This is a genomic window from Vibrio sp. R78045, from assembly GCF_042466085.1.
GTDB classification, from domain to species: domain Bacteria; phylum Pseudomonadota; class Gammaproteobacteria; order Enterobacterales; family Vibrionaceae; genus Vibrio; species Vibrio cyclitrophicus.
Genome location: NZ_JAXHBS010000015.1, coordinates 71,161 through 97,608, shown reverse-complemented (window position 1 = coordinate 97,608; position 26,448 = coordinate 71,161). Strand labels below are relative to the sequence as shown.

At 40.3% G+C, this 26,448-nt stretch carries 20 protein-coding genes and 8 pseudogenes; 20 read left to right on the top strand and 8 right to left on the bottom strand.

Annotation, left to right across the window (positions count from 1 at the left end):
- Together SJY39_RS19275 and SJY39_RS19270 are read right to left on the bottom strand one after the other, a co-directional pair.
- Positions 1–597 (bottom strand): annotated as a pseudogene (locus SJY39_RS19275) (conjugative transfer relaxase/helicase TraI); the annotation flags it as partial.
- Positions 594–1,140: pseudogene (locus SJY39_RS19270) on the bottom strand (transposase zinc-binding domain-containing protein); the annotation flags it as partial. The pseudogenes SJY39_RS19270 and SJY39_RS19275, both read right to left, overlap by 4 nt.
- A 198-nt stretch (positions 1,141–1,338) precedes the next feature.
- Here SJY39_RS19270 and SJY39_RS19265 point away from each other — a divergent pair.
- The 5 genes from SJY39_RS19265 (at position 1,339) to SJY39_RS19245 (ending at position 5,555) form a co-directional block, all read left to right on the top strand.
- Positions 1,339–2,505, top strand: coding sequence for a DUF5666 domain-containing protein (locus SJY39_RS19265; protein ID WP_390242645.1), 1,167 nt, complete (start codon positions 1,339–1,341; stop codon positions 2,503–2,505).
- A 67-nt stretch (positions 2,506–2,572) separates the two neighbouring features.
- Positions 2,573–3,241: a response regulator transcription factor gene (locus SJY39_RS19260; RefSeq protein WP_390242643.1), complete on the top strand. Its 669-nt coding sequence runs from the start codon at positions 2,573–2,575 to the stop codon at positions 3,239–3,241.
- A complete protein-coding gene (locus SJY39_RS19255) occupies positions 3,213–4,472 on the top strand; it encodes a histidine kinase dimerization/phospho-acceptor domain-containing protein (RefSeq protein ID WP_390242641.1) in 1,260 nt (419 codons plus the stop codon). The genes SJY39_RS19260 and SJY39_RS19255 overlap by 29 nt, the downstream gene beginning before the upstream one ends.
- An 80-nt stretch (positions 4,473–4,552) precedes the next feature.
- Complete coding sequence (locus SJY39_RS19250) at positions 4,553–5,200, top strand: AcfA family outer membrane beta-barrel protein (protein ID WP_390242639.1); 648 nt, start codon at positions 4,553–4,555, stop codon at positions 5,198–5,200.
- 19 nt (positions 5,201–5,219) lie between these two features.
- Positions 5,220–5,555 carry a YgiW/YdeI family stress tolerance OB fold protein gene (locus tag SJY39_RS19245; protein WP_390242637.1) on the top strand — a complete coding sequence of 112 codons (336 nt, stop codon included), beginning with the start codon at positions 5,220–5,222 and terminating at the stop codon, positions 5,553–5,555.
- Positions 5,556–5,726: 171 nt separating this feature from the next.
- Here SJY39_RS19245 and SJY39_RS19240 read toward each other — a convergent pair.
- Positions 5,727–6,908 (bottom strand): annotated as a pseudogene (locus SJY39_RS19240) (IS91 family transposase).
- Between the two features lie 249 nt (positions 6,909–7,157).
- Between SJY39_RS19240 and SJY39_RS19235 the strand changes: the two are divergent.
- Positions 7,158–7,325, top strand: a pseudogene (locus SJY39_RS19235) (DUF2442 domain-containing protein); the annotation flags it as partial.
- A 209-nt stretch (positions 7,326–7,534) separates the two neighbouring features.
- On the opposite strand, the gene SJY39_RS19230 reads toward SJY39_RS19235, so the two are convergent.
- The 4 genes from SJY39_RS19230 to SJY39_RS19215 form a co-directional block, all read right to left on the bottom strand.
- Positions 7,535–8,557 (bottom strand): OmpA family protein, encoded by a 1,023-nt coding sequence (locus SJY39_RS19230; protein ID WP_372098731.1) that lies wholly within the window; start codon positions 8,555–8,557, stop codon positions 7,535–7,537.
- Between the two features lie 485 nt (positions 8,558–9,042).
- Positions 9,043–9,750, bottom strand: coding sequence for a hypothetical protein (locus tag SJY39_RS19225; protein ID WP_390242634.1), 708 nt, complete (start codon positions 9,748–9,750; stop codon positions 9,043–9,045).
- Positions 9,751–9,767: 17 nt separating this feature from the next.
- Positions 9,768–11,963: a TcfC E-set like domain-containing protein gene (locus tag SJY39_RS19220; protein WP_390242632.1), complete on the bottom strand. Its 2,196-nt coding sequence runs from the start codon at positions 11,961–11,963 to the stop codon at positions 9,768–9,770.
- Positions 11,964–12,913: 950 nt separating this feature from the next.
- Positions 12,914–13,381, bottom strand: a complete 468-nt coding sequence (locus tag SJY39_RS19215) for a CS1 type fimbrial major subunit (protein ID WP_390242630.1) — start codon at positions 13,379–13,381, stop codon at positions 12,914–12,916.
- A gap of 364 nt (positions 13,382–13,745) precedes the next feature.
- Between SJY39_RS19215 and SJY39_RS19210 the strand changes: the two genes are divergently transcribed.
- From SJY39_RS19210 to SJY39_RS19200, 3 genes are read left to right on the top strand one after another with little or no spacing between them, the layout of a single operon-like run.
- The gene (locus tag SJY39_RS19210) at positions 13,746–14,063 is read left to right on the top strand and encodes an IS66 family insertion sequence element accessory protein TnpB (RefSeq protein WP_390242628.1); all 318 of its coding nucleotides are present in this window, start codon (positions 13,746–13,748) and stop codon (positions 14,061–14,063) included.
- Positions 14,060–14,413: an IS66 family insertion sequence element accessory protein TnpB gene (gene tnpB / locus SJY39_RS19205; protein ID WP_390242626.1), complete on the top strand. Its 354-nt coding sequence runs from the start codon at positions 14,060–14,062 to the stop codon at positions 14,411–14,413. Before SJY39_RS19210 ends, tnpB begins: the two co-directional genes overlap by 4 nt.
- 59 nt (positions 14,414–14,472) lie before the next feature.
- A complete protein-coding gene (locus tag SJY39_RS19200; RefSeq protein ID WP_390242624.1) occupies positions 14,473–16,002 on the top strand; it encodes an IS66 family transposase in 1,530 nt (509 codons plus the stop codon).
- 34 nt (positions 16,003–16,036) lie between these two features.
- On the opposite strand, the pseudogene SJY39_RS19195 reads toward SJY39_RS19200, so the two are convergent.
- Positions 16,037–16,191 (bottom strand): annotated as a pseudogene (locus tag SJY39_RS19195) (IS256 family transposase); the annotation flags it as partial.
- Between the two features lie 280 nt (positions 16,192–16,471).
- On the opposite strand from SJY39_RS19195, the gene SJY39_RS19190 reads away from it, so the two are divergent.
- The 11 genes and pseudogenes from SJY39_RS19190 to SJY39_RS19140 all read left to right on the top strand — a co-directional run bounded on the left by SJY39_RS19190 (position 16,472) and on the right by SJY39_RS19140 (position 26,222).
- On the top strand, positions 16,472–17,629 hold the full coding sequence (locus SJY39_RS19190; protein WP_390242622.1) for a hypothetical protein: 1,158 nt from the start codon (positions 16,472–16,474) through the stop codon (positions 17,627–17,629).
- Between the two features lie 334 nt (positions 17,630–17,963).
- Entirely contained in the window at positions 17,964–18,161 is a 198-nt protein-coding gene (locus SJY39_RS19185; protein WP_390242620.1) for a helix-turn-helix domain-containing protein, read from the top strand.
- 63 nt (positions 18,162–18,224) lie between these two features.
- Positions 18,225–19,145, top strand: a pseudogene (locus tag SJY39_RS19180) (IS5 family transposase).
- Between the two features lie 66 nt (positions 19,146–19,211).
- A pseudogene (locus tag SJY39_RS19175) lies at positions 19,212–19,301 on the top strand (hypothetical protein); the annotation flags it as partial.
- A gap of 69 nt (positions 19,302–19,370) precedes the next feature.
- Positions 19,371–19,595: a hypothetical protein gene (locus SJY39_RS19170; RefSeq protein ID WP_390242618.1), complete on the top strand. Its 225-nt coding sequence runs from the start codon at positions 19,371–19,373 to the stop codon at positions 19,593–19,595.
- Positions 19,596–19,674: 79 nt separating this feature from the next.
- Positions 19,675–21,424 (top strand): annotated as a pseudogene (locus SJY39_RS19165) (Tn3 family transposase); the annotation flags it as partial.
- Between the two features lie 597 nt (positions 21,425–22,021).
- Positions 22,022–22,846 carry a hypothetical protein gene (locus tag SJY39_RS19160; protein WP_390242616.1) on the top strand — a complete coding sequence of 275 codons (825 nt, stop codon included), beginning with the start codon at positions 22,022–22,024 and terminating at the stop codon, positions 22,844–22,846.
- Positions 22,847–23,908: 1,062 nt separating this feature from the next.
- Complete coding sequence (locus SJY39_RS19155; RefSeq protein ID WP_390242614.1) at positions 23,909–24,121, top strand: Hok/Gef family protein; 213 nt, start codon at positions 23,909–23,911, stop codon at positions 24,119–24,121.
- Positions 24,122–24,805: 684 nt separating this feature from the next.
- Positions 24,806–25,477 (top strand): tyrosine-type recombinase/integrase, encoded by a 672-nt coding sequence (locus SJY39_RS19150; protein WP_390242612.1) that lies wholly within the window; start codon positions 24,806–24,808, stop codon positions 25,475–25,477.
- A 57-nt stretch (positions 25,478–25,534) separates the two neighbouring features.
- Positions 25,535–25,924 carry a type II toxin-antitoxin system RelE/ParE family toxin gene (locus SJY39_RS19145; RefSeq protein WP_390242610.1) on the top strand — a complete coding sequence of 130 codons (390 nt, stop codon included), beginning with the start codon at positions 25,535–25,537 and terminating at the stop codon, positions 25,922–25,924.
- Positions 25,914–26,222, top strand: a complete 309-nt coding sequence (locus SJY39_RS19140; RefSeq protein ID WP_048661534.1) for a DNA-binding transcriptional regulator — start codon at positions 25,914–25,916, stop codon at positions 26,220–26,222. The genes SJY39_RS19145 and SJY39_RS19140 overlap by 11 nt, the downstream gene beginning before the upstream one ends.
- Positions 26,223–26,448 lie beyond the last annotated feature (226 nt).

The following is a 26,448-nucleotide window of genomic DNA, read 5'->3' as shown; positions in this document are numbered from 1 at the left end:
GCGTGCTGAATCAGTTCAATGTTGGACTCAAGCATGGTGGATTTACCCGTTCCGGCTAACCCTTGCACGGGCACAAAGCTGTCTTTGGTGGTTTGAGATAAGCATAATGCTATCTCTTTGACCTTGGGTGAGGCGTGGCTGCGTATCAAGATAGTCTTGGACTTGTTTTGATGACGCGTAAGGGGTGTGTTGGTCTTTACCTTGATCAATGTTCCGCAATATATGCTTTTCTGTCTCTAGCGCCGCTTGGGTTGTCCAGCGTGTGCCATCGCTGTATTCGGCAGAGAGGACGTCACTGCGTTTGGCGAGCTCTGTTTCAATTTGCTCTTTCACAATCGGTTGATTGGTCTCTTCAAAGGCGTAGCGAATGGCTTCGACCACCAGTTCTTTTTGCGTGAAAGCGGCCTCTCGCTCAGAGAGGTGATTAAGAGCAAAGTTCACCGCTTTTTCTTGCAGGGGTGACTGTTGCTCTTTCGTCAGTATGGAGAGCGCATACTTGATGTCGTGCTTGAGGGTGGTTTCGGTGGTATTCGATAGATACCGGTCATTGATGCCTTGTGTGTGCATCACTTGCTCAATAGCAGAGAGTTTAACTTCGCTTTAAAGAATATGGGCTTCCATAGGCCTGTCCTCTTACATAAGCCCCCACGCGTGACAGACAAATGGATGTGCACATTCCAATTCAGCTTTCTGCCGTAGGTGTGAAGTGCACAGAACACCCCGATATCGATATCCAGTTGCTTTGCCCATTCTAAGAAGATTTTGGCTGCGCAACTAAAGAGATGATTGAGAAGAAATCGATAAGATGGGCCACAATGTATGTGGAAGCGTCAACGTAACGTGTTGATACTCACACTCAGGAAAGACATGTTGTTGCTTTCGTATCCACCGCTCTGTCGCTTTAATGCCACAACTGCTGCAAAAGCGAGATTTACACGTCTGGTGAATGTATTTGTGATGGGTGCAGTTAGCATGGCGGCATCGATACTCTTTAGAGCCAAAAGCGGCGGTACTGCAAGCGAGCATCTTGGTGACGTTTTCAATAACGACGGTTCGGAGGGTTTCCCGATGTTGATTGAGATAGTTCAGCCAAGTATCGTTGGCATTGAAGCGTTGTTTGATGGGCTTATTCGGAAACATGGTCTATAGGATAAACGATTCATGCAAAGCACCCTAGTCGGTTGAGTCTCTTTGTTTTCGGCCGTAGGCCGCTCAGGCGACATCGTCGCAGGTTCAAATGTCACATTAAATAAAAATCTATGGTACATCTGAAATTTCACGTTTGCTTCACACCACATAATACATAATGAAAATTATTTATTATGTAAGGTCAAAACAATGAAAAAATTCATCTTGATTCCTATTCTCGGTATCACCTTAGCTGGATGTGGTGGAAGTGATTCTAATAGTACGACTCTCCCTTCTGATCCAGTACGGCCAAGCACATTAATAGGCGCTGTCGAGTCAGTGAATCCAGTCAAAAACACGCTATCTGTCAATGGTTATACCTATCAGGTATCAAGTGTAATCTATGGAGAAACCACGATTAATTTGACGGATGTTCAACCTGATATGCTGGTTAGAGTTGAATCCGCAGCCAATGATGTAGCAAGGATTGAGCTTGAGCCAACAATAACGGGAAACGTGAGTGCTATCAATCACTCAGATAAAACCTTTACAGTGAATGGCGTACAACTTCAGTTTGATGGGTTAGATAACGACATTGAAGTCGGGGATTGGGTATTGGTGTCTTCCCAACCTGCAGTCGATGCTGGCTACCAGGTGCTTTCTGTTGTGGAAATTGATGTTGAGAATGATTACCCACATTTGAGTAGTATCTACGAACTGGAAGGACGGATATTCAGTATTGATCATAACACTGGTACGTTCCAACTGGGGCAGGACATTACCGTTTCTTACTCCGACTTAACTCAATTGAATACAGGTCAATGGGTTGAAGTTGAAGGTGAGTTACAAGGTGATATTTTTGTAGCCAGAGAGGTCGATATTGAGGGTTACGAACACGTTGATGGTGATATTGAAATAGAAGGTATCGTGACTTGGGTGGCAAATGACTATAGCGCCCTATCCCTTAACTATCGCGGTACTTTTACTATCAACTCTCAGACTCGTTTTGAAGATGGAACTAAGACAGATTTAATACTCGGTCAAGAAGTGGAAGTGACGTCAGTTGTAAAAAATCAACAACAAATAGCAACCGTCATTGAATTTGAACAGTCAGACCTAGATGATACCTGGTCACATAATGAATTTGAATGCGAAGGCTTCGCCTCTAATTACAATATGCAAACGCGCACCTTTGAAATGTCCTACTGTGAAGATTATGCGGATTTACCAATGAGCAACAGAACCATCGTTATTGATGCTCAGACACGCTTTGAAAACATAGGGGGAAGTAATTTAAACGGAGCCCGGGTTGAAGTTGAAGGTACGATTATTAATAGCCAGAATATTGCTTTTGAGATAGAACTAAACGACGACTAATACACGAATAACCGTCATCAAAGACCAGTAATTTGCTACTGGCTTTTAACATTTAGGCTATAGAAAAATGAAAGTACTGATAGTTGATGATAATCACCATGTGGTAGAGACTATTGCGGATTATCTGGAGATGATGGGCGTCATAGTGGATTGCGCTTATCATGGTGAAGCTGCACTTCAACTGATAAAGCAACAACACTACGACGTGATTGTCATGGATGTCATGATGCCCAACATGGATGGTATTATGGCGGTTAAAACGTTACGTTCTCAATTATACTGTCAAACACCAACGTTATTCTTAACCGCGAAAGATACTCTCGAAGATAAAATGGCCGCTTTTAAAGCCGGTGGTGATGATTATTTATTGAAACCTTTCGCTATGGAAGAGCTATTTATGCGCTTGCAAGCCCTATCTGTAAGAGGCCCAAGGTTAGACACAGGAATATTGACATTTGCTGACATTGAGTTTGATACGCAAACCGAAACGGTGACTCGCGCAAGAGTGTTAATTAAATTAAGTCGAATTCAGACGCAAATATTGAAAGTATTACTTCAAAACCCTTCAACCATTGTTACTCGCCAGCAAATTATCACTTCGATATGGGGAGAAGAATCTCCTAATAGTGACTCGCTTAGAAGTCATATTTATGGTTTACGTACATCATTAGATAAAGATTTTACAGACACAAGATTGGAAACGATTCATGGGCAAGGCTACCGACTTAAAAAATGAAACTCAGTCACCAATGAGCATTTACCGAACTATACGGCTGAGTTTCGGCGCTGTGACATTGGCTATGTTTAGTCTGTTCTGGATAGTGATCTATGTGGCTGAATATCAACTAGAAAGGATCAGCTTACACCATTGGTTAGATACGGAAGCATCGGCGTATACTCGTTTCTATAGTGATTTTGGTGAAAATTCTCCTCTACCAAATGAAAATGAGTTTAAAACCTTTTGGAGTGAAGAAGAATCGATGCCTGATTGGCTCATTCAATATGATGAACAGGGATTTTATGAGCATTTGCTAGGCGAGGAAGATAAACATTTTATTGTGTTCTCGCATCCATCAGAGAAGGGACTGATGTACATCCTTTTCCAGGACGATGCAGATGATTACTTAGATAGTTATGAAGATAACTTACATTATTACACTTTTGTTCTTGGTGTGGTTTTATCGCTGCTTATTTTGGGCTATGGCAGTTATATGGTAAGAGCTATTTCAAAGCCATTGTGGCAAGTGGAGGCGAAAATTGCTCAGATGTCTCCTGAACATGACGACTTTTCGATTGAAACACACTTTGCTGAAACAAGGAAGATTGAACAGGCATTGCTCAATAGTAAGCAAAATATCGCAGGTTACTTTCAGCGTGAAACGGAGTTTAGCCGCTTTGCTTCCCACGAGCTCAGAACTCCCATTATGATCATTCAAGGTTCAGCAGAGCTACTTAGCAAGATCCCCGATACCCCACCAGTTGCACACAAAGCCATTAAACGTATAGAAAATGCCAGTGATGATATGAAAGTATTAACCGAGGCTTTTCTTTTACTCGGTAAAGAGAATATTGATGCGAGCTACTATGAAAAGCATGATCTCAATAACTTGCTAGAAAAGCAGCTTGCCCAGCTTGAGCCTTTGTTTTTACGTCAGAATGCTTCTTATTGGCTTGAAATTGAACCTAAACAACCTTGCTATATTTTTGCACCATTGACCTTCATGGTTATTGTGATTAATAACCTAGTGAAGAACGCCTATAGTTACAGCTTTGGTGATGTTGACATTCAGCTCAATCGAACTCAGCTTCAAATTTCAAATCATCATGATGGGAATCAAACGGATAATTCTGGTTATGGCTGTGGATTGGCGATTGTAGAGCGAATTTGTGAGCGAATGGGATGGGATTTTAATACCCTAGATGAGGAACAGTACTTCATATCAACAGTAAATTTCAAAAAAACATGATATCAATCTCACTTTTCACAAACGCTTCACGTTTGTTTTTATAAGATTTCCATCAACGAAATTGAGATGAGAATTTTAGAATGAAAAAAATATTACTTGCTGCTTTGATTATTAGTCCTTTACCTGCGATGGCAACACCTTATGTCGGTGTAGAGTATGGATATGGTTCGGTTAATCATGATTTTGAACCACAATTTGCTGCTGACAATATGGCTCTTAATCCTGATTTGGATGACGGTATTGCGACTGCTTTTGTTGGTTATGCCTTCAACGAGTCTTGGGCGTTAGAACTAGGTTATAGCCAGTATGAGTTAGATGACAGCCGCTCAAATGATTTAGGTATTGTTAGTGTTGACGGGAAGGATTATTGGCAGGAAATGGATTGGGATTCATCGATTAAAACGAAGCAAATCTCTTTAGCTCCTGTTTATACCTATGCAATGGATGACAAATGGAGCGTAAAGTTTAAAGCTGGTGTGACTTACACTCAGTACCAGTCGAAAGCTGGCAAGTATGAAGAGTTAGAGCTACTCATTAACGATGATGTTGAAATTAACAATATGCTATCACATCACTCACAGAGTACAAACGAATGGGGTGGTATGATTGCATTCGGTACCGAATATGAAGTGTTACCTCAGCTGAGTATCGGAGCAAATGTAAAATACCAAGCAGATAGCTATGCGAATACTGCTTCATTTAACGTATCAACAGCTTATTACTTTTAATTAAATGCTAGGTAACACTATGAAACAGATCTCTTTATTTAGTACGTTATTACTCGCTTCTAACATGGCTTTCGCTGGGTTTACTGGTCCAAGTATCAATATGATTGATACTGTCAAAGCTGCTTTATCTGCAAAAGATGATACTTATGTCGAGTTGACAGGTTACATCACAAAATCATTGGGAAAAGAAGATTACCTTTTCAAAGATGAGACTGGTGAAATACAGATAGAAATCGATAATGATGTATGGTTGGGGCAGAATATTACCCCTAATGATAGAATTACGATTCGAGGCGACGTTGATTCAGAGTGGACGAAATCAACCATTGATGTTGATATGTTGCGTAAGCACTAACTAGAAGGTAAGGAACCTGAATCATTCCTTACCTTGAACTATTGTGGCTTAACTCATGTCAAAATAAATGTGTGACTGACCTAACTCCTACACTACAATTTAAAGTCGAGTGTTAATTGAACACTTTCACACTGTTTTCGCTATTTCAGATACACTAATCCTACGAAAAACCTAAATTGACCTGATTTGGGATTGAATCAGAGCATGATGGACCAGCTCTGATAGTGCCTCCCTAACTCTAAAGCGAAGAAACGTTAAACGGTGCCCACAAAGAATGCACTCAAACGGGGCAACCTTTACATACCCTTTCAGCATGGCGGCGTAACCGGGCATTTCTGGTGAGTCTTTAGTGGCGATACCTAAGGCATCGTAGACCTTAGGGAGCATCTCACCACGACGTCGGTTCGATAGAAAACCAAAGTATCGAATCATTCTGAAGTGCTTATCTGGAATATGCTCAATCATGCGCTCTATCAGTGCTTCTGGACTCAAAATGAGGGACTCCGTCCGACCATTCCTGTGGTTAAGATAATCAAACGTCACTAAGCCTCCCTGGAAATCATGTCGTAACCTAGACGCTGATATGGGCGGCCGCGGTATCGGCCCATGTAAGTCATGGTGGGGGTCACATTGGCCGTTTTCTTTGCAAAATGCAGCTTCCATCGACGGCAATATTGGCTGGTTAAAAATCGTGACCAATCTTGCTCATTGCGAATGAAAGGGCAGCCCTCTCCACTCAAATCTAACTCTGAGTAATGGGAGCCGAGAAGTTGAGTGATGGCGGCACGCCAACACTTTTCAGTGGTCTTCGCTTTAAAGAAAATGGGCTTCCATAGGCCTGTCCTCTTACATAAGCCCCCACGCGTGACAGACAAATGGATGTGCACATTCCAATTCAGCTTTCTGCCGTAGGTGTGAAGTGCACAGAACACCCCGATATCGATATCCAGTTACTTTGCCCATTCTAAGAATATTTTGGCTGCGCAACTAAAGAGATGATTGAGAAGAAATCGATAAGATGGGCCACAATGTATGTGGAAGCGTCAACGTAACGTGTTGATACTCACACTCAGGAAAGACATGTTGTTGCTTTCGTATCCACCGCTCTGTCGCTTTAATGCCACAACTGCTGCAAAAGCGAGATTTACACGTCTGGTGAATGTATTTGTGATGGGTGCAGTTAGCATGGCGGCATCGATACTCTTTAGAGCCAAAAGCGGCGGTACTGCAAGCGAGCATCTTGGTGACGTTTTCAATAACGACGGTTCGGAGGGTTTCCCGATGTTGATTGAGATAGTTCAGCCAAGTATCGTTGGCATTGAAGCGTTGTTTGATGGGCTTATTCGGAAACATGGTCTATAGGATAAACGATTCATGCAAAGCACCCTAGTCGGTTGAGTCTCTTTGTTTTCGGCCGTGGGCCGCTCAGGCGACACCGTCGCCGGTTCAATTAGGGCTTACCGTACGTTTTCGTTCCGTTGGACCTCAAACCCCTAAGAGAGCATGAAGATGAAATCAGAGCAGCTTGGAAAAAACACTTCGGTTAAGGTCTTAGGGGTTAACCGAAGTGGCCTTTGATTACTAGCAGAGAATGAGGAGCACTTTTTAAGCTCTGAAGAGTTTCCTTGGTTTAAGACTGCGCCAGTCAATGCGGTATTTAATGTTGAAAAGCAAGGTCGTAATGGTTATTACTGGCCTGAATTGGATGTGGATTTAACTTTGGATGGAATTAAAAATCCTGACAAATACCCACTAAAAGCAAAACCCTAAGAGGGAAAAGATGTCTATGGACATCGAGCAAATTAAAACAGAAGCGCCCGAAGATGCAGCCTACTGATCGCCAGTTGTCGGGCTGTATTTCAACCGTCAATTTAAGGTAAGGAATGATTCCGATTCCTTACCTTAAAGTAATACGTACTTGCTTGTGCACATTACTTAGATTGCAATCAGTAACATTTTGTGTTAATCAAGTCATGAAATCAGAGATTGTGAATAGTGATTTCAACTCGGCGATTTTTAGCTCGTTCCTCAATTGTATTGTTATTAACAACAGGTTGCGATTCACCTTTACCTTGCCACTCAAGCTGAGTCGGTGTGACTTCCAATTCAATCAGTTTATTGACGATCATTTGAGCACGACGCTCGGAAAGCTTTTGATTATAGAACGCTGAACCTGTAGAGTCAGTATGCCCTATCACAATGGCCTTAGCTGATGAGTAAAACTTTAAAAATGAAGCGATTTCAGTTAATTCTTGACTCGGGTCGATTGAGTCAGAATCAAATGCTATACCTGAAAAGGTCGTTGTCGTTATCTGAGGAGGGGGCTTTACTGTGACTATTTCCTTAACTGGAACATCTTTAACAATAGGGCTTACAGCCGTTTCGACTAACTCTGGTTTCGCTGTGCCGCCAAAAAAGTAGGTAAAACTCACCAACAATCCCTGACTATCATACTTTTCCGTACCTTTACCAATATTATAAATATATTGATAGCCTGCCGATAATTGAAAGTCATGATCAAAATTATAGCCAATCCCCACTTCACTGAGAGGAGAAAAGCCAGCGGTGTCGTTCTTACTCGAAAAAGACTCCATTTTTTCCATGTTCCAATAAGCTAGCCCAAATCGACCGTATAAGCTTAGGTCATTTTGTAGGTGCCAATCATAACGCAAAGCACTTTCAATCAACCAAGTCTTAGTGTTAGCAGATGTGGCATCCGCTTTTAGTTCATTATGATATTGATAACCTAAGTCCCAGCGCCAAAGAGGGGTTAACTGTAACCCGCCGTATAGACCTGAAATTAAACCCAAATTTGTGCCTTCTGGGTCTAAGTTATAGTGATTCTCGTCGAGAACCCATTGGTACCCCCCCTTAACACCAACAAAAAATTGAGATGAAGGAATTACAGCCAGTACAGGAAAATTAATTAAACTAGTAAGCAACATTATTTTTCGCATAGTATTCTCAGCAGGTATAATACTTCTTAAGTAAAGATCGTTCATTGACCATAAATCATCAGTATGTTTTGTTTACACTTGATTTTTTAGTAAATGTCGAGGTTTGATCCTTTCAAAGAATTAAAAAATAAAATAGTTAAAACAAAAATACAAACAATTACGATGTGTTAAAATAATCCAGAAAATATAAATTTATAAAACAATTTTTAAGAACTTACTTCCCATCATAACTATAATTTCGCCTCATATTTCGATCCTACGATATCATAAACTAAACTCCTTATTGATACGCTCTGATTTAATCAGGTTCAGAGTTTGTTTTGACTTAACAATATCAAGAACGAGGCAATATTTTATATCATCGATTAAATCTGCGTTTGTTTATTCTCCCCTATTTATCACCAACAACACTAAGCCTAGCTTTAATTTCTATTTACAGCAATGAACTTCTTAGGTTAAGGAGATAATCTCATCCTACAAAAATCAACGCGTACTTTGGCAAGTATGCGAAATTATTTTTATAGGTAACGTTAATTGAAATGTGTACTTTTACCATTTTCAACAACATCAAAAGTCACTCTATCACCCGCTATAGATGAAGATTGACCCGGAACAACAAAATAATCAGGTAAAAACTCACAGCTTTGTTCTTCATTATTTTTACATGCTTTTATTCTAGTTAATAGTACAACACTATTCCCATCATTTCTTATCTCTATCTTGCCATTTTTTTTATTTATTTTCGTATCGAAGTTCTTTCTAATTGGATTTTTATAGACGACAGAACCATAAGAAATCAATAATTCTGCGCTTGCTGTGGTTTTTTCAGGCAAGTCTATGCCATTCAAATCTGATTCCTCAAATGACTCCATAGCGTCATTGGGGCTTATTGCTCGGAACCTAACTCTGTAACGTTCAAACTGATCGGTCATTTTACCTATTAATTTGAAAGGGATCGTTTTTCTAGGTTGAATGACAAACTTATTTGGGGTCAACATTAGTTCTCGTTCATCATCCAATTCCACTTCTACAAACTGCTCTTGATCGGGATCAAACCTTAATTTATACACTTCAGCTTTAACAAAAATAGGTGTTTCACTACTACTATTAGATATGAATTCAGTAATAATTGGAGAATCCATATTAAAATATATACTTCTCAGCTGTATAGATGCATTAACAGACAGGCTAATAATAACACCTATCAAACAAAAAATAGAAATCAATAAACGTTTCATTATAAACTCCAGATAAGTTAAATATATATATCTTCAAGATAAATTGGATGATTAGAATCCTGGTCTACTAAATCAATATAAATAATTTTATCGCCAATAATAATGTTAGGATTTTCCATGTCAACGTTTAACATAAAGTAACCATTTTTGTTAGCGTATGTTTCAGAAGCATGATTTTTGATCAAATGACTCGACATATCTGAGTCATCGTTTGTTATGAGCCTACCGATAACGGTAACTGTGGGCATGACAGACACGTCAACAAACGTGTACCCATTTTCCAATATCTTTGTTGAAAAGTTTTTCCTAGAAAGTTCAAAGTTACTATCACTAAAAAATGCAGCATCAATATTCTCTCCTGCTGGTGAAGGGATAAAATTGTCTCCATTTTTTAAAGTCATGTGACCAAAATTTGATAACATTCTTACTTCATCATCACTGTTATTATCTAACTTGACAATAAGACCAGAGTTAGCAGTAGAGGACGATACATTAATATTGGAAAAGTCACTATGAAGGTTGGCGCTAACATTTCCTGTTACATCAAAATTACTTTTACCTGCCGCTCCAGAGACTCTTACTGCTCCCTTAATAGCCTCGTTATCGAAATTTACACCTGTGTCCCATAAATGACTATTTTTCCCATCAGAATTAGCGGAAATGAATGCGCTCTGGAGAACATCGTTATCTAGACGTTTTTGATACCCTACGTTATAAAATGTACTAGATTCGCCGTCATTGTTCCGTAAAGAAACACCAATATCAAAATTATTACTTTGGTCAAACCCTATTGAATAGTTTACTCCAAATGTAGTGTCAATATCCGCGCTTCTTTCAACTCGATTTGAAATAACATAGTTAGCTCTTATATTCAGTCCTTTCCATCTATAGTTTTTATCGTAAGATAATGAAAGTTCATGATATTCTAAATCATTAGACGTTTTTTGGTTATTATCATACCTGTGACTTAACCTCAAAGATTTTAAGTCTTTCAATCTAATCATTAAATTCGTACTAGAGTAAAATCGATCTTCTTCGAGTAACATATAGTTGTTAATCGAACTAAATTCACCGGAGTACGCACTATTAAGGTTTACTGAAAAATCGTCCTCAACTAGTTTTGGTTCAACAGAAAGCTTAAGAAAGTCCATATTGTAGTTCAGTTTCGCACCTAAGTTTACTTGGTCACCATACAAATCAAAAATAACACCGTAAGATGTGGCCTTAGTCAGAGGTGAATTGAGAAATGCAGACATATAAAAGGTATCACCTTCTAAGTTACTTTCAAAGGAATTATAGGGTAAACCAAACCCTATACCATAGCTTCTTTTAATATCTGATGAGTATACATACTCTTCTAACTCATAGTTTTTATCCGTTATTCTAGACTTAACCTTTATTGTAACAACGTAATTACCCATTGGATATAACGATGCATCAATCTTATTGAGACCAGAACCAAGCACTAAGCTATCAATCATCTGATCTCCTTTATAAACCTCAACATAGCTTTCGTCAGTCAAAGATAGAAATATATTTCGTTCTACATCACTATTAGAATCACGCAAATCTCTAGAATTAATTGACATTCCAAGTGCGCTCACCGCCTGTGCGTTAATGCTACCGTTGTATCCAGAATTAACATTATCTGTTGTAAACAGTCCAGACATTAAAACTTTATCACCCATATTTTTTTTTATGTATGCATTATTTAATCTATAACTGTCATCCCAGTGTTTATTATTCTGCATTAATCCATCTGTCACTATTTGATAGTCATATAGTGATGTAGTAGCTGACAATTCAGTAGAAAGGCTATCATTAGACGCAATAGATTGTAGTCCAAGTCGAAAAGACTTTGTCGATTCCGTATCAGTTTTAAGGTCATTTTTTTTTGTTATAGCTTCCAATACACCAGTATTTTTATTGAAGACAATATAAGATATACTATCGCAATGTCCCGCATTACATTCTTTCATATTGATCCCAGATAAAAGAGAATCAACTCCAGTCGTTGTAGGGTCACCATCGATAATTTCTAAAAGTTTTAAATCACCATTTAACGATAGTTTAAAGAAACCTAATAATTCATTATTTTTATCCATATTTAATGAAAGCAGCCTAGGCTCATCGTAAAGGTCATTCCAGAATAACTCAGCATTAGGTGAACTACTTATAAATAGAGCTAAGAAAATACCATATTTTAATTTCATAAATTTTCTCATTTTGTAATTCAGCTAAAGTCCTTTGGCACAAAAACATAATAACTTTGACTTTGCGAATGATAAATCAACGACTAAATATATAATCTAGGCATCAACATATAGATGTAAATTCTCTTTGCATGTTGAACTGGGGGAATCTTCAAACATCCTCTCCGACTCGCCATCAATTGTTTAAATTTTAAGATTTTAATTTAAGAATGTTCGTGCTTTGTCACTTTAAAGCTATGATGTGTGTCAAATTCTATGTTATAAACAATAGCGTCAGAGGATATTTCACCTAAACATCTCGGTGGAGTTAATGATACATATGATCCCAAGAAATAATTATGCTCATTTTTCATAATACATTGACCAGTTTAAGCTTTAATTTTACGCGCATACCAAAATTTAAACACATCCCTTTTGTTAAAAAATTCATTCTAGTAGTACATGCCCACAACTATTAGGTCCATATTTAATACTCCCACGAGTTCTATATTTACCAGCGTAATATTGTCCTTTAGGGGTTTTTAGAGTCATTCTCTGGGAAAAATATTGAAAGACCCGCCCCTGAATCAGAAATGAAATTACAATCGTCAAGCCTCCACTTTTCGTGATAACTCGAAGTTCCAAATCTAACTTGCGCTTGATATAATTTAGCGTAAAGCGTTGCTTATGACTTGTTAGGAAGTTTTCTAAAACGATTGGTCTGATATCGAATGATCACCGACCTTACTTTTGTAATCAAATGCAGTATTCCAAAGAAAAGCCATATCAGTTGTCACTAGAGAAACTAATTTCACGCCTTCTTTTAATGGGTAATTCAAACACAAGTCATTTGTTTCAGCATTTACAATCCGAGATATAGTAAAAACTTGCAAACAGACATAAATGTTATCACTACCGACTTAAGTTATGGAGGGAGATGTTTGTTACCCATCTCCCTTTTATTTGAGTCTTTATGGCGTCTTCAAAACCGCATCAAATGCAATTTCAACTGTACCAGTATATGAACCAGCAGCAGCTCGGCCTGTAGCATTAGGCGTGAGGGTCAGAGTTTTAGAACCCGTCTGCGCGTCACTTTCTTCTACAACATTCGCCGCTGTAGTCGTTAAAGTGACACCGCCAACACTAACGATTACTGGAATTTGATCAGCACCATTAGTCAATTGAACATCATTCGCAAGCGTAGCTGTTACTGAATCATTAGCGCCGCCTTTATTGAAAGAAAAGTCATAAGACATAGGTTGTAGCTTGTCATTCAACAGGTCCCAGTCAAATTGTTGAACACCCGTGATTGGAGTAATAGGACGGAAGTGAAATGAATCACTAGGTACATCCGCTGACAATTGGATGGTTGTTGTTTCTGCTGCTTGAACAGTAGATGCAAGAAGTAGAGGAAGTGCAAAAATTGCTAACTTTTTCATAATTAATCCTTTGTTAAAATTATTTCACTCGAGTTTATCTAAGAGTGAATAATTTTAACAATCCTACCCTTCATTGCCGTTGGCATAAGACCTGAAAGTGCCAGTCAATATGCTAACACCGCTAAGTCCCGAGCTATTCATTCTTGGTAAAGGATTGATTTTAAAGGTAAGGAGTTTCAATGATTCCTTACCTTTTGAACCTTGGAGAGCTGAACTTCGACATCCCCAATGATAGTCTGTAAGGCTCGCTCAGGTAAGAAACCGTTGCGGACAATGGGTTGTTTGTAAGCGCACCATAAACCCCACATTCTAATCTTTCAGCATGAAGAATAAGATCAACCCTCCAACCCAAAGGAGAGTTGAAATGGCAAAACGACGCACCAATCTAGAATGGCAAACACTGTTTGAACAATATGAAAGCAGCAATATTAGCCAGCGTGTTTTTTGCGAAGAGCATGGACTGAGTTTATCCACGTTCTTCGCCAAGCGGCGTCAACTCCAAACAGCAAACCAATCGGAATCTGTCGGATTTGTTAGAGCCGAAATCGTCGAAAAGACAACCAAGTATCAGGCGCAGATAGCTACGGCTAACATGACATTGCTCGTCAATGATGTGGAGTTGAGCATTCCTCAAGGCACGCTAGCGACTTATCTTGCTGAACTCATTGGAGCGTTGTCATGAAAGGTATGCTTAGCGCTCCAGAGATTTATCTGTATCGTGAGAGTGTCGATTTTAGAAAGTCCATCAACGGCCTCGCGGCGATTATCGAAAGTGACACCGACTTACCTTTGGGGAGTGGCGCACTGTTCCTATTCACCAACAAACAGCGCGATAAAATCAAAGTCTTGTACTGGGATAAAACAGGCTTTGCTCTTTGGTACAAACGCCTCGAAAAAGCCAAGTACAAGTGGCCTTCAAAAGAGAGAAATAAGGTGTTTACCCTCACTCAATTTGAGCTTGATAGACTGCTTTCAGGTTTCACAATTATCGGACATGAACCTGTCAAAATAAACGATTTTACAATGGGTTAATCGATAATAAAGCCTTATATACCAAGCGTTAACGGCACGGTTTTAGTATAATAAATGCCATGAAAAAGACGCCAAATATCAACCCAGAAAGTCAAGATATTGCCGAGCTACAAGCGATGGTAAAAACGCTGATGTCGGAGAAAAGCGAGTGGAAACAAGAGCGCCAGTCGCTACTTGAACAACTCAAACTCACCTTCGACCGCCAGTTCGCGAAACGCTCGGAGGCGTTAAAGCCTTACGATGAATCACAAGGTGACCTCTTCAACGAAGCGGAATGTGAAGCCATTAAGGAAGAAGAGGTCGAGGTGACAACGACGACCACAACGAAAAAGCGTGGTAAACGTAAACCTCTACCTAAGACTTTGCCTCGTGAGGTTATCGAACTCGATGTAGACGACCATGAAAAGCAGTGCGCTTGCTGCAATCATAACCTGCATAAAATCGGTGAAGACCGCAGCGAGAAGCTAGAGTTCACGCCAGCGGTACTCAAGGTATTGGAATATGTTCGCCCTAAGTACGCTTGTCGCCAGTGCGAGAAAACAGGGGACAGTAGCCGTATCGTTCAGAAGCCATCCCCTCAGAGCCTCATACCTAAAAGCTTCGCCACAGAAAGCTTGCTGGCCAACATCATTCTTGGCAAATACCAATACGCAATGTCACTTTACCGCCAAGAATCGCTGTTTACCCAGTCGGGTATCGAGTTATCACGTACCACGATGGCAAGGTGGGTCATCCAAGTCAGCGAGAAGTTCGCCCCGCTGTATATGGCCTTGAAAGAGCACCTACTTCAACAAGTGGTGGTTCAGGCGGATGAAACGCCGCTCAATGTGCTCAAGGAAGAGAAGAAGTGTTATATGTGGCTCTACTGCTCGGGTGCTGATTCGCCTGAAGCGGCATTACCGAATGTGAAAAATATCGCCTTGTACGACTATCAAAACAGTCGCGCGAGGGCGTGTCCTATTGCCTTTTTAGGCGACTACAATGGTTATCTACAAACCGATGGCTACGCGGCTTATGATGGTCTACATCAAGTCACTAATGTGGGGTGCTTAGCGCATGCTCGTCGTAAGTTCATGGATGCTAAGAAGCTTCAAGGGAAAGGTAAGTCGGGGAAGGCTGATAAGGCGCTGGCTAAATTCCAAAAACTCTACGGAATAGAATCATGCTTAAAAGGTGCGCCTGTCGAAAAACGGAAAGCAGAGCGTCAAGCGTATTCCAAGCCGATACTGGATGAACTTTACCAATGGATGACAACCCAGAAGGTGATAGGCTCTAGCCCATTAGGTAAAGCGATAAAATACACGCTCGGGCAGTGGTCGAAGCTCATTCGTTATATCGATGATGGTCATTTATCTATCGACAATAATCGCGCTGAACGCGCAATTAAACCGCTGGTCATTGGCAGAAAAAATTGGTTATTCTCAAACACACAAAACGGTGCTGATGCGAGCGCAATGCTTTACAGCATCATCGAGACCGCGAAAGCCAACGGTCTTATCCTCTACGACTATATGATCAAGTGCATGAAGGAGCTGGCAAAAGCTGAGCCTGATATCAACGCACTCCTACCTTGGAACTTCAAACACTGACAAGTCGCCCCGTGGGTTCATGGGGCGCATACGGTTGTTTGCCGTTAACCATTACATTCTGATGTTGCACAAGCTGTTGAAGCTGAGCTTCAACAGTTTGTGCAATCAAATATCTAGCCCTTTGACGTATCAGTTCTGTAAGCGGGTCTTATGGTGTGTATTCAGTGAAACAACAGTATTATTAGTCATGCGGTGTACCTATCGGTTAATCGTTCTGGGGAGAACAGCATCAACAGATTACAACGCAACTTCCTTTCTCTTTCATACACCAGAAATCAGCATAGCTCTATTTTCATCCAAGCTGACCACCCAATACCCTGTAGATGCATGGTTGCGCAGGTTAGTCAATAGCATAATAGGTGCGCACTACTTCCACTATGCCATTGTGAGCATGGTGGAAATGACTAAAAATAAATCCTCAGAATCCTCAGAATCCTCGGAATCCTCAGAATCCTCAGAGTGTACTCTCATGAAAGTTTTTATAATTGTTTGTTCAATATTCACTGCTATTATTACTTTTAATGCATCTTCGACAGAGTTTAAGTATGAACTCCCCATTGATGGTGAAGTAAAAGAGGATATTATTTTGTCCGCTACGGACGCTGCGGGTTTTGGAGTTCCATGGAGTAGTAGCTTTAATTTCACTCCATTTGAGGACTCTAAAAATCATTTTCCTGATCCGGATGATCCTAATTGGCCAGCGATACACCTAGAAGGTAACACCTATAAAGAAATCATTCTAACAAATGAACTTTCTGGTCATAAAATGCCCGTTTATGTCAGGGTGAACAAAACTGAAATTCAATTTGGCACGTCAAATTATGATGGCAAATTCGGGCTGGATGGGTCACCAGAAAATTGTTCTTATTATGCCAGTTCTTCATCAGCCAGTGGTACATTTAGAGTATATGTACCTGAAAATGGGTATTGTAAAATGCATGAAAACATCAACGGAAAGATGAGAAATACACTCTATGGAATGTACATGAGAGATATTGGCATGGAGATGCGTGTACCAAAAGGTAAATACTTCTCAGGAAGTTATAAAGGTGACAGTTTTTTTTCGTATGGTACTCAAGGCAGCAATAGCGTCATAGTTTTTCCTGCTAACCCTGCGTTTGCCGTAGTCAATGGTGAATTAAAATTTACTGTTGACTTAACTGTACCAGATCGTTTTGCTGTGGAAGCTGAAACCTCTCACTTAACACTACAAGACAGACTTAATACATGGTTAACAACTGGCCTAGCTCCTAAAACATTAGAAGCGCATAGTAGCGTCACATTTTATAGTAATAGAGAAGAGTTCAGATTTTGGTATACGTGTGAGTCTAAAACTGAAAATGGCAAATGCGCCATGAAGAATGAAAATGATGATACTCTCGAATTAGACATTACTTTTAAAGCGCCGGACAAGTTAGGTGAAATTTCTACTATTCAAAATAATAATATTGAAATAGATCAGGAATACGAGTCTCATGTTATTAACGAAATGCAATCTGATGTGCTCTGGCAACACACTTATTTAGGAATAAAGACCTCACCTGGTGAATCAGAACGTATATATGAAAATTTCCCCGGTAGTAGTTATCAAGGAAAGCTTCACATCTATATTGATGCTATCCTATAGGTCTGAATTACCACTGATTTCCTAGACGCCTTTTAGTTAAATAAACTAGCTAAAAAGAGGTATCCATGAGCCAACGTTATCCCGAACAATTCAAAATCGAAGCAGTGAAACAAGGTAAGGAATGATTCAGATTCCTTACCTTAAATACAGTCAGTATCTAATTGATCTCAGGGAGAGCTTTATTTCTCTTGGTGATCTTGTAGGCCCATTCACCATGCCATGTCGTCTCTTGACCATGTGTCAGCGCCGATGTAAAAATGACCCACTAACGCCAATTTAAAATTGACCCACCTGAGGCAAACTATCCGCTCGTAAATGAACAAAGCGGCGGATTATGATCAATCAGGAGCAACTAGTGGAAATACATGTTTTACATCAACAAGGGTGCAGCATCCGCCGTATCGCCAAGAAGTTGGGGATCTCTAGGAATACCGTTCGCACTTACCTCCGAGATAAAAGCAAAGCGCCCGTGTATCCAGAGCGGCAATCTCGACCAACTAAACTTCAGCCATACCATGGCTTTGTTTCCTAAATCAGGGAACTAAATCATTAACCTACTATCTGATCAGCTAAGTTCACTCAAGTACTTAGACCAATGGCCAAGCCTCGCTACAAAACAACTAACTGGAAGCAATATAACCAAGCTTTAATCAATCGTGGTTCACTGACATTTTGGATTGATGAAGAGGCAATTCAACACTGGAAACAGGTCAAGCAAGGCAACCGTGGAAGGCCTCGTTTGTTTAGTGACTTAGCCATTACGACGGCTCTTATGGTCAAACGAGTATTTTCAATGCCGTTGAGAGGTCTGCAAGGATTCATCAATTCTGTTTTCAAGCTTGCTCAATTGCCGTTGTCATGTCCTCATTATTCATGCATTAGCAAGCGAGCTAAAACGGTCAACGTCACGTTCAAGCCCAAAACGAAAGGAGCTATCCAGCATTTAGCCATTGATGCGACAGGCCTGAAGGTCTACGGCGAAGGTGAATGGAAAGTCAAAAAGCATGGCACAGACGGGAAGCGTCGAGTCTGGAGAAAGCTACATTTAGCGGTCGATACAAACACGCATGAAATCATTGCCGCTGAATTAAGTTTATCGAATGTAAGCGATGGAGAAGCACTTCCAAACTTACTCAAACAGACCCGCCGAAGAATCAATGAGATATCTGGCGATGGTGCTTACGACACGAGGTTGTGCTACGAAGCTATTCGCGTAAAAAATGCTGTTCCGCTTATTCCACCGAGGGAAGGCGCAGCCTTCTGGGAGCAAGGTCATCCCCGCAATCTAGCGGTCGGCTGTCAGAAGCTATATGGTTCAAATAAGCATTGGAAAAAGAAGTACGGCTACCATAAACGTTCGCTCTCAGAGACGGCGATGTTCCGTGTGAAGAAACTGCTCAGCGGTACATTAAGTTTAAGAAACTACAATGCACAGGTTGGTGAGACTTAGGCCATGATAAAAGCGCTAAATAAGCTGACAGGGTTAGGTATGCCTAAAACGTTAGTAATAGCCTAACAACTAGTCCTTTTAGGCGCGTTTTTAACTAAAACCGAATTAGGAAACAAAACCGAGTTAGCAACTCGAACTGACAAAAGCATAGAGTTGGCTAGAGCAATGGTGAGGTGGCTTCGAAAAGAAGGAGTTTTGGTTCCTTCGATCTCTGTCATTGAACGAGTTTGTATTAAATCATTAAGTGCTGGTCGAAAAAGAGTTTTTTCGACACTTACTAACGCACTAACTATGAATCAAAAAGCAGCATTAAATGGCTTATTAAGCCACCATGATAAAACCCATACATCGACACTTGTATGGCTGCGCCAACTGCCATTAAAGGCAAATTCTAAACATATCTTATTGCACATAGAGCGACTTTCTGTTGTTGAGAACCTTGAACTACCTGAGGGATTAGGCCGACTTATACATCAAAATCGATTGTTAAAAATATCCCGTGAGGGAGGACACTAAGGACTTGTCAAAATTCGAATCTAACAGACGCTATGCCACGTTAGCTGCAATCGCTGTTGAGACACGTACCACCTTAATAGATCAGATAGTCAATTTACACGATCGCTTTATTGATCATATTTTCAGTAAATCAAAACGAATTCAATCAGATAGACTACAGCAATCGTCAAAAGATATTCATCAACAGCTCGAACAATTTCAGAAAATTGGTCAAGCGTTGCTCTTGGCCAAACAGAAAGGGACAAATCCATTTGATGCAATAGAAAATGTGATGCCTTGGAGCCAGTTTGAGAAAAACATTGGCGAGGCTAAACAACTTACAGCGATTAACAACTATGATGTTTTGCACTTTGTCGCCGATAGCTACCGTACATTACGACGTTATGCACCGTCCATGTTGAATGTTCTTAACTTTAAAGCAGCCCCATCGGCTTCTGATTTACTACAAGCAATAAAAACAATACAAAAAATGAATGAGGAAAATACTCGTAGTATCCCAAACAATGCTCCGTTAGGGTTCATTCCTAAACGTTGGAAACCGTTTGTGCGCCCTAATGGCCTTATTGACAGACGCCTCAATTTCAGAAAGTGGTTTGCGGGTTTCACCCCTCAAACGTCTTGTTCCGTATGAAGCTGAACTTCTAACATCAAAAGTCGTGGGACTTTTACCACATATAAAAGTCACTGACCTGTTGGCAGAAGTTGATCAGTGGACGGGCTTTACAAAGCAGTTTTACCACTTAAAAACAGGTAAAGAAGCCCCCGAAAAAACATCACTACTGACTACCGTATTGGCTGATGCTATTAACTTAGGTTTAAGCAAAATGGCTGAAGCTTGCCCTGATACTACTTATTCAAAGTTAGCTTGGTTACAAGCCTGGTACGTCAGAGATGAAACGTATTCAGGTGCATTAGCAAAGATAGTTAATTTTCAGTCACGTCACCCATACTCTGATGTTTGGGGGGATGGCACCACCTCATCATCTGATGGCCAATACTTTAAAGTTGGTGCTCGTGGTAGTTATGGTGGAAGAGTCAACCTTAAGCATGGGCAAAAAGCGGGCTTACAGTTTTATACTCATATATCTGACCAATACGGTCCTTACCATGTGCAAAACATTAGTACGGCAATACGAGATTCAACTCACGTGTTAGACGGGCTTCTTTATCACGAATCTGAACTTCGAATAGAGGAGCACTATACAGATACGGCAGGGTTTACTGATCATGTTTTTGCGTTAACTCATTTACTTGGTTTTCGCTTTGCTCCTAGGATAAGAGATCTAAATGATAAGCGACTATTTGTTCCGGCCTCGGCTTTAAAGAAGCTTCCAGCTTTGTCTTCAATGATAGGACAAAAACTCAACATTAAACTCATCGAAGATTATTGGGATGTCATATTAAGGCTTGCTTCATCTATAAAGTCAGGTTCTGTGACCGCTTCTCTAAGCTTACGTAAGTTAGGGAGCTATCCTAGACAAAACGGTTTAGCCCTCGCGTTAAGGGAGTTTGGGCGACTTGAGCGTATGCTGGATTGGATTCAAAGCCCAGATCTCAGGCGGAGAGTTCAAGTTGGTTTAAATAAAGGGGAAGCTCGTAATGCACTTGCAGTTTTTTTTAATCAGCTAGTTGAAATTAGAGACCGTAGTTTTGAGCAACAGCGTTACCGCGCAAGCGGCTTAAACTTAGTCACAGCAGCGATTGTTCTTTGGAATACCGTCTATTTAGAAAAAGCAGTAGAAGTCGATGATAAGCTTCTCCAGCATATATCGCCTTTGAGTTGGGAGCACATAGCATTAACTGGTGAGTACCGTTGGCCAAATCCTTAACGTAGGATAATTTACTAATTCCCTGTCTACCCCAAAGAGCAAAAAAAAAGAAAAACAATAACTTCAATTTCATAACTAAACCTTACCTTTACCATGGTATTAACTTCTAATGATATTTCCTTTCTTATGCAACACCGTGATATTGGTTTGTGATGTTAATTCAGAAAGCGTTTCTTTTCTTCTTTGGTTGTTTTTTTTATTCTGTTTCACTATACTTAATCACGTTCAGAGTGCATTGCATAGCACGCTACCTGCGTAGAGTTTTACGCAGTGTATTAAGAACGTATGAGTGGTTAAGGGTGGTACCTTAATGCTAACATTCAGCAACAAAGCCAGACTTCCTGAGGGTCTGGCTTTGTTGTATCTGAAGATCATGAAGTTGATCGTTGATCTTTTTCGATTTTCACTATACATTTAATACATCTGTTTGGACTTACCACCTAAGCAGAACTTACAAACTCAGGAATCAAATTATGAATCAACCACAATTCTCGCGCTCTAGGTGCGATCTATCTATACATACTCTCAGTCCAAGCTATTACTATGTCAGTGAACCTATTTCACTGTACGAGTGCTTGAGTTCTGTTGGGGTGTGTTATGTCATTCTCTGAGCAAAATACTCTTCAAACTAAATCGCAATACGACAAAGAATATCGTGCCAAACGTAAAGCCCGTAAGCATGAGTTGATTGCTTTGAATCGTGAGATTGTCAGCCGTGAGCAGGAAACGAACTCTAACTTTTGCTTTGATTTTTCTAAACGCCGTTTGCTACGTTCTGGTGAGTGGGTAGACCTTCCCCATGAATATGCCTTTATCCTAAAAGGTTGTGAAGAGTTCATCACTAACCCTCAACGTTTCCCTGGGCTTTTTGCTTGGGGTGGTGCTGCTATCAATAATATTCAGTGTCGAACTTTGGTGGCTAAGGTATTAGCGTGTATTCTTACCAACACGGATCTCATTGGTGGTCGTGTTGGCCAACCGACTGAGGCTGGTTTGAAACCGATTAGTTATGATCAGTTGCAAGAAGACTACGCCTTACGTTTCGGTGAGTTCATTTCTCCTAAATCCTTTGCTAAAGTTATTCGGTATTTACAAAGAGCTTCTTACCTTGCAACTGAACGTATTAATGTGTGTGTGGATGCCGAAGAAGGTACAGTGAGAAGTGCCGCCTCTTATAAGCAATTCTCTGCGACGTTCTTTAAAGACTTAAAGGTTGTGAGCTACAGTAATATTTGTGAGCTTATTATCGCTTCGCGTAAACGTATGGAGCAAAAAGGTTTACGCTTTGAATGGCTGAACTTTCGAACCATTGCTTCGGGTATCCAAGAAATCTTTAATGCGACGAAGTTAAACCAAACAGCCTCTTTTGTTTCAAGCCTATTTACAGGCCTCCAAAAAGCTGTACAGCTTTCCCCTCATTAAACAACTGAATGTATCCGCTTAACGGCGGAGGCTGCCCCACGTCTGTTTTATAGATAATCATAAAATTAATCGTTAAATCAATGTAATTATCAGATTTAATTGTCCTTTCCGGTTGTTCTTAACCAGGAAACTGTGGATGTAGTAGAGAAATTTCATTTTTTTATAAAAGGTAGTGCAATAAGTCACTGATAGAAGACAGGTCAAAAATACGGATGTAAAAACTACTGCGGTTATGAGTACTCCGTAGTTAAACTCTGTATGTACATCAATATATAAGTGAACATTAGAAATTAAGGTTCATACTGACTGCTATATGCTTGCATGTAGAGTCAGTATGAAGCCGACAAAGCGAAGCGACGTCAGCTTATCACCCACGTCAAACTGATCGATCCAACTCGAAAACTAAAAGTACCTCCCATCAAAAGCATTTAATATCATCGAACTAAAAAGTAACAAAGAAGCTTTTGACGGGCCCCACAGCCAGCATAATCTCTACAAACAACATAAATTCAAACCAATAGCTGGCTGCGCTGTACCTTTCTTTTGTCATACGACAGGAACCTATTGCACATAAACTCCTAATCCAGTGGAACCCCCATAAAAAGAAACAGTATTGTTCAACCAACAACGCATATCTTACTCGCTTCGCTCGCGCATTCTTGTACGGCGACGGGCAATTTCTGTGCCAGTTACTTTCATCAATCCGTTAAACTTCATCTGGAACGATTAGAGCGTTTCTTACTCGCTGCGCGAGTGCGTTCTGGTATTCGTCGTACAACGACTCATGGGATCATAAAAGATCTTATTTCACTTGCGGAGATCTTAATAAAAACAAAAGGATTGGGGTATTACGCACATTTCCCCGAAAAGTTCGTTGATGATATTTATGGGTTCAAAAGAAGCGGATGGGTGGTTACTACAGGATTAACAAAGCGTTATTGAGTCGTGGTATACTACTTGCGGGTGCTCTTGGCTGTTTGTCATGAGCAATCATTTAACCATTTTTGTTTGTGGCAGATAGACAAAAGCCCCGAAAGTTAATTAAAACTTACGAGGCAATGTATGTATCTCAACACTACAAATATTAGCCTCTTTATCACTAGGAGGCAACAAAAAATGCCAAAGAGTAAAATAGCCCTGATGGGCTTGATGGTGATTTGTTTCACCGTTCTGTGTGGACTTTTGATTGTTCAAGACTCGCTTTGCGAGGTTCGATATAAAGATGGAAGCACAGATTTTCTAGCACGCTTTGTTGTCTACGAAATGGTAAGGTAGCTGGGCAGGAAGGGGCGTAAGCCTCTTCCTGATTCAGTGTTGTGATTCATGCCAAGGTGCACCCAAATCTTTTCTCTCATCAAAACACGCTCATTATTTTACTGCATCCTATTTTTCGCAGCGTGTTATTTACAATATGTTAAATAGGCTAGTTTAGTGCAATTTTTGCAAGCTTCACTTGCAAAATCGAGGAAAAGGATAAAAACCTACCCTCTTCTTTCACTTTGCCCCCTAAAAGCATTCTGAAAGTTAATTACATAATTGCACCAAATGTTAAGGTTTTGTAACTCGTTTTGGTTTCGCTTGGTTTTTTGATCCTAATCCTCAAAATGATCAGTTTTCTCTAGATTAGTGATACTGACGCCGCTTCGCTCTGTCGGCTTCATACTGACTCTACATGCAAGCATATAGCAGCCAGCATGAACCATACGTAAACAAGGACTCATTAAACTATTCATGAAGGCGTTTGTTGTGTTGAGCACTGGTAAACTTTTGGCAAAACTGACCAACGGTGAAGCGAAAGTTTACCATCACTCTATCTAGTGGCTTTTGCACGAACCGGTTACACCACATCTTGTGCTTTACCCGTTTTCCCCCAAAGGCTTATGTACTGGTGTGTTATCATCACTAACACGCCTAAAAAGGTGATGTGTGTATTTTCCTCTCTCGACCGGAATCGCACACATGATTAAAGCAAAATCAAAAGCTCATATCCTCACGACATCCCAAATTAATAAAGTCCTCAAGCGGTGTTTGCTCATGCAAAACGCAGAGCTAAAACGTGTGGTTATCGCGCTGTCTTTTTCTACTCTAAGGGTAAGTGAACTCGCCCAAATCACTGTTGCAGATGTGATTATGCCTACAGGCAAGATTAAAGACGAAATCCATCTTAGAGCTTCGCTGTGTAAAAGGAGAAAACCCCGTTCAATCTGGCTTGGTCGGGTGGCAAAACACATGATCCAAGAGTGGATTGATTATCGCAAAGCGCGTAATTGGGCGACTACATTTAATAATAGTTATCAGGGACTAAACCCAAGTAGCAAGCTAGTGCTCAACAATAGAGGTCGAAGCTATTCAATGAAGCGTAAGACTAGGATTAATCAGAATGGGGATAGGGTTGATTACTCTGCTTGTGATGTGCTTGAACTGATGATTCGAAATATCTACCTACGGACAGGATTCAAAGGTTGTAGCAGTCACTCAGGGCGGCGCAGTGCTGCAACTATCATGAATAGCCAAGGAGTGGCTTTGGGCGTCATACAGCGCACTCTAGGACATTCAGATCCGTCAATGTCGCTAGAATACATTGATGTGTTAACAGAACAGCTAACAGAAGCAACAGAGATGGCGTTTTGAAGTTGTTGTCAAAATTGAAACTATGGTATTCTTTACTACACTTTGGAGGTGGGAATAGTGAAGATTTATGTCACTGACGAATTTGAAAAATTGATGATTAAAGCCAGATTAGATAATGAAATTATCGTTAAGGTGGCGAATGAGCTTAACAATGGTTTGCATGATGGTGAGCTACAAAGTGGAAAGCTATATAAAAAGCGTGTTCCGTCACCAGGTCAAGGTAAACGAGAGTCAAACCGAAGTGTTATAGCTATTCAAAAAGGTAATCGGGTGTTCTTCATAGATGGTTGGCGAAAGAAAGACGTCCCAAAAAAAGGTAAAGAAATACCAGGTAAGTTATTGGAAACCTACAAGTTACTCGGTGAAAGCTTCCGTAGCTTAACGGATGAACAGATTGAACAAAACATCTTAGATGGTCTGCTAAGAGAGGTTAGAAATGATGGATGATCGTTTAGAAAGAATGCAAGCAATGGCGAAGCGCTTTAATGCCAACGGCTCAATTGATCAGTTAACCATGCGTAAAATTGATGCCTTGGCTATGAGTGCTAAGCGTGAAGATATGACCGCAGCCAAAATTCAGAAGTTGAGAAAGCGTGAGCATATAAGCCAAGCTGTTTTAGCAACTGTGCTGAATATGAGTAGCGAAAGCGTTCAAAAGTGGGAGCAAGGTAAAACTAAACCTCAAGGGGCTGCATTGCGTCTTTTGAATATCATTGATGAGAAAGGTATAACGGCAGTTATATAGTTGTTATTCATGTATGGCGATAGTTTAAAAACCACTTCACTTATGAAGTGGTTTTTTTGTTAACGGTTGTGTTTATAATTTGTTTGGCGGTTAAGCAAACAACGGTAAGTAACTATGACGGACGCAACTATCAACCCAATTATTAGCCAACTAAAAACGGAGGAGGAACAACTTACTTCCTTGGGTTCTAAGTTGGGTTCGTCTACATAAAGGTACGTAATGCGAC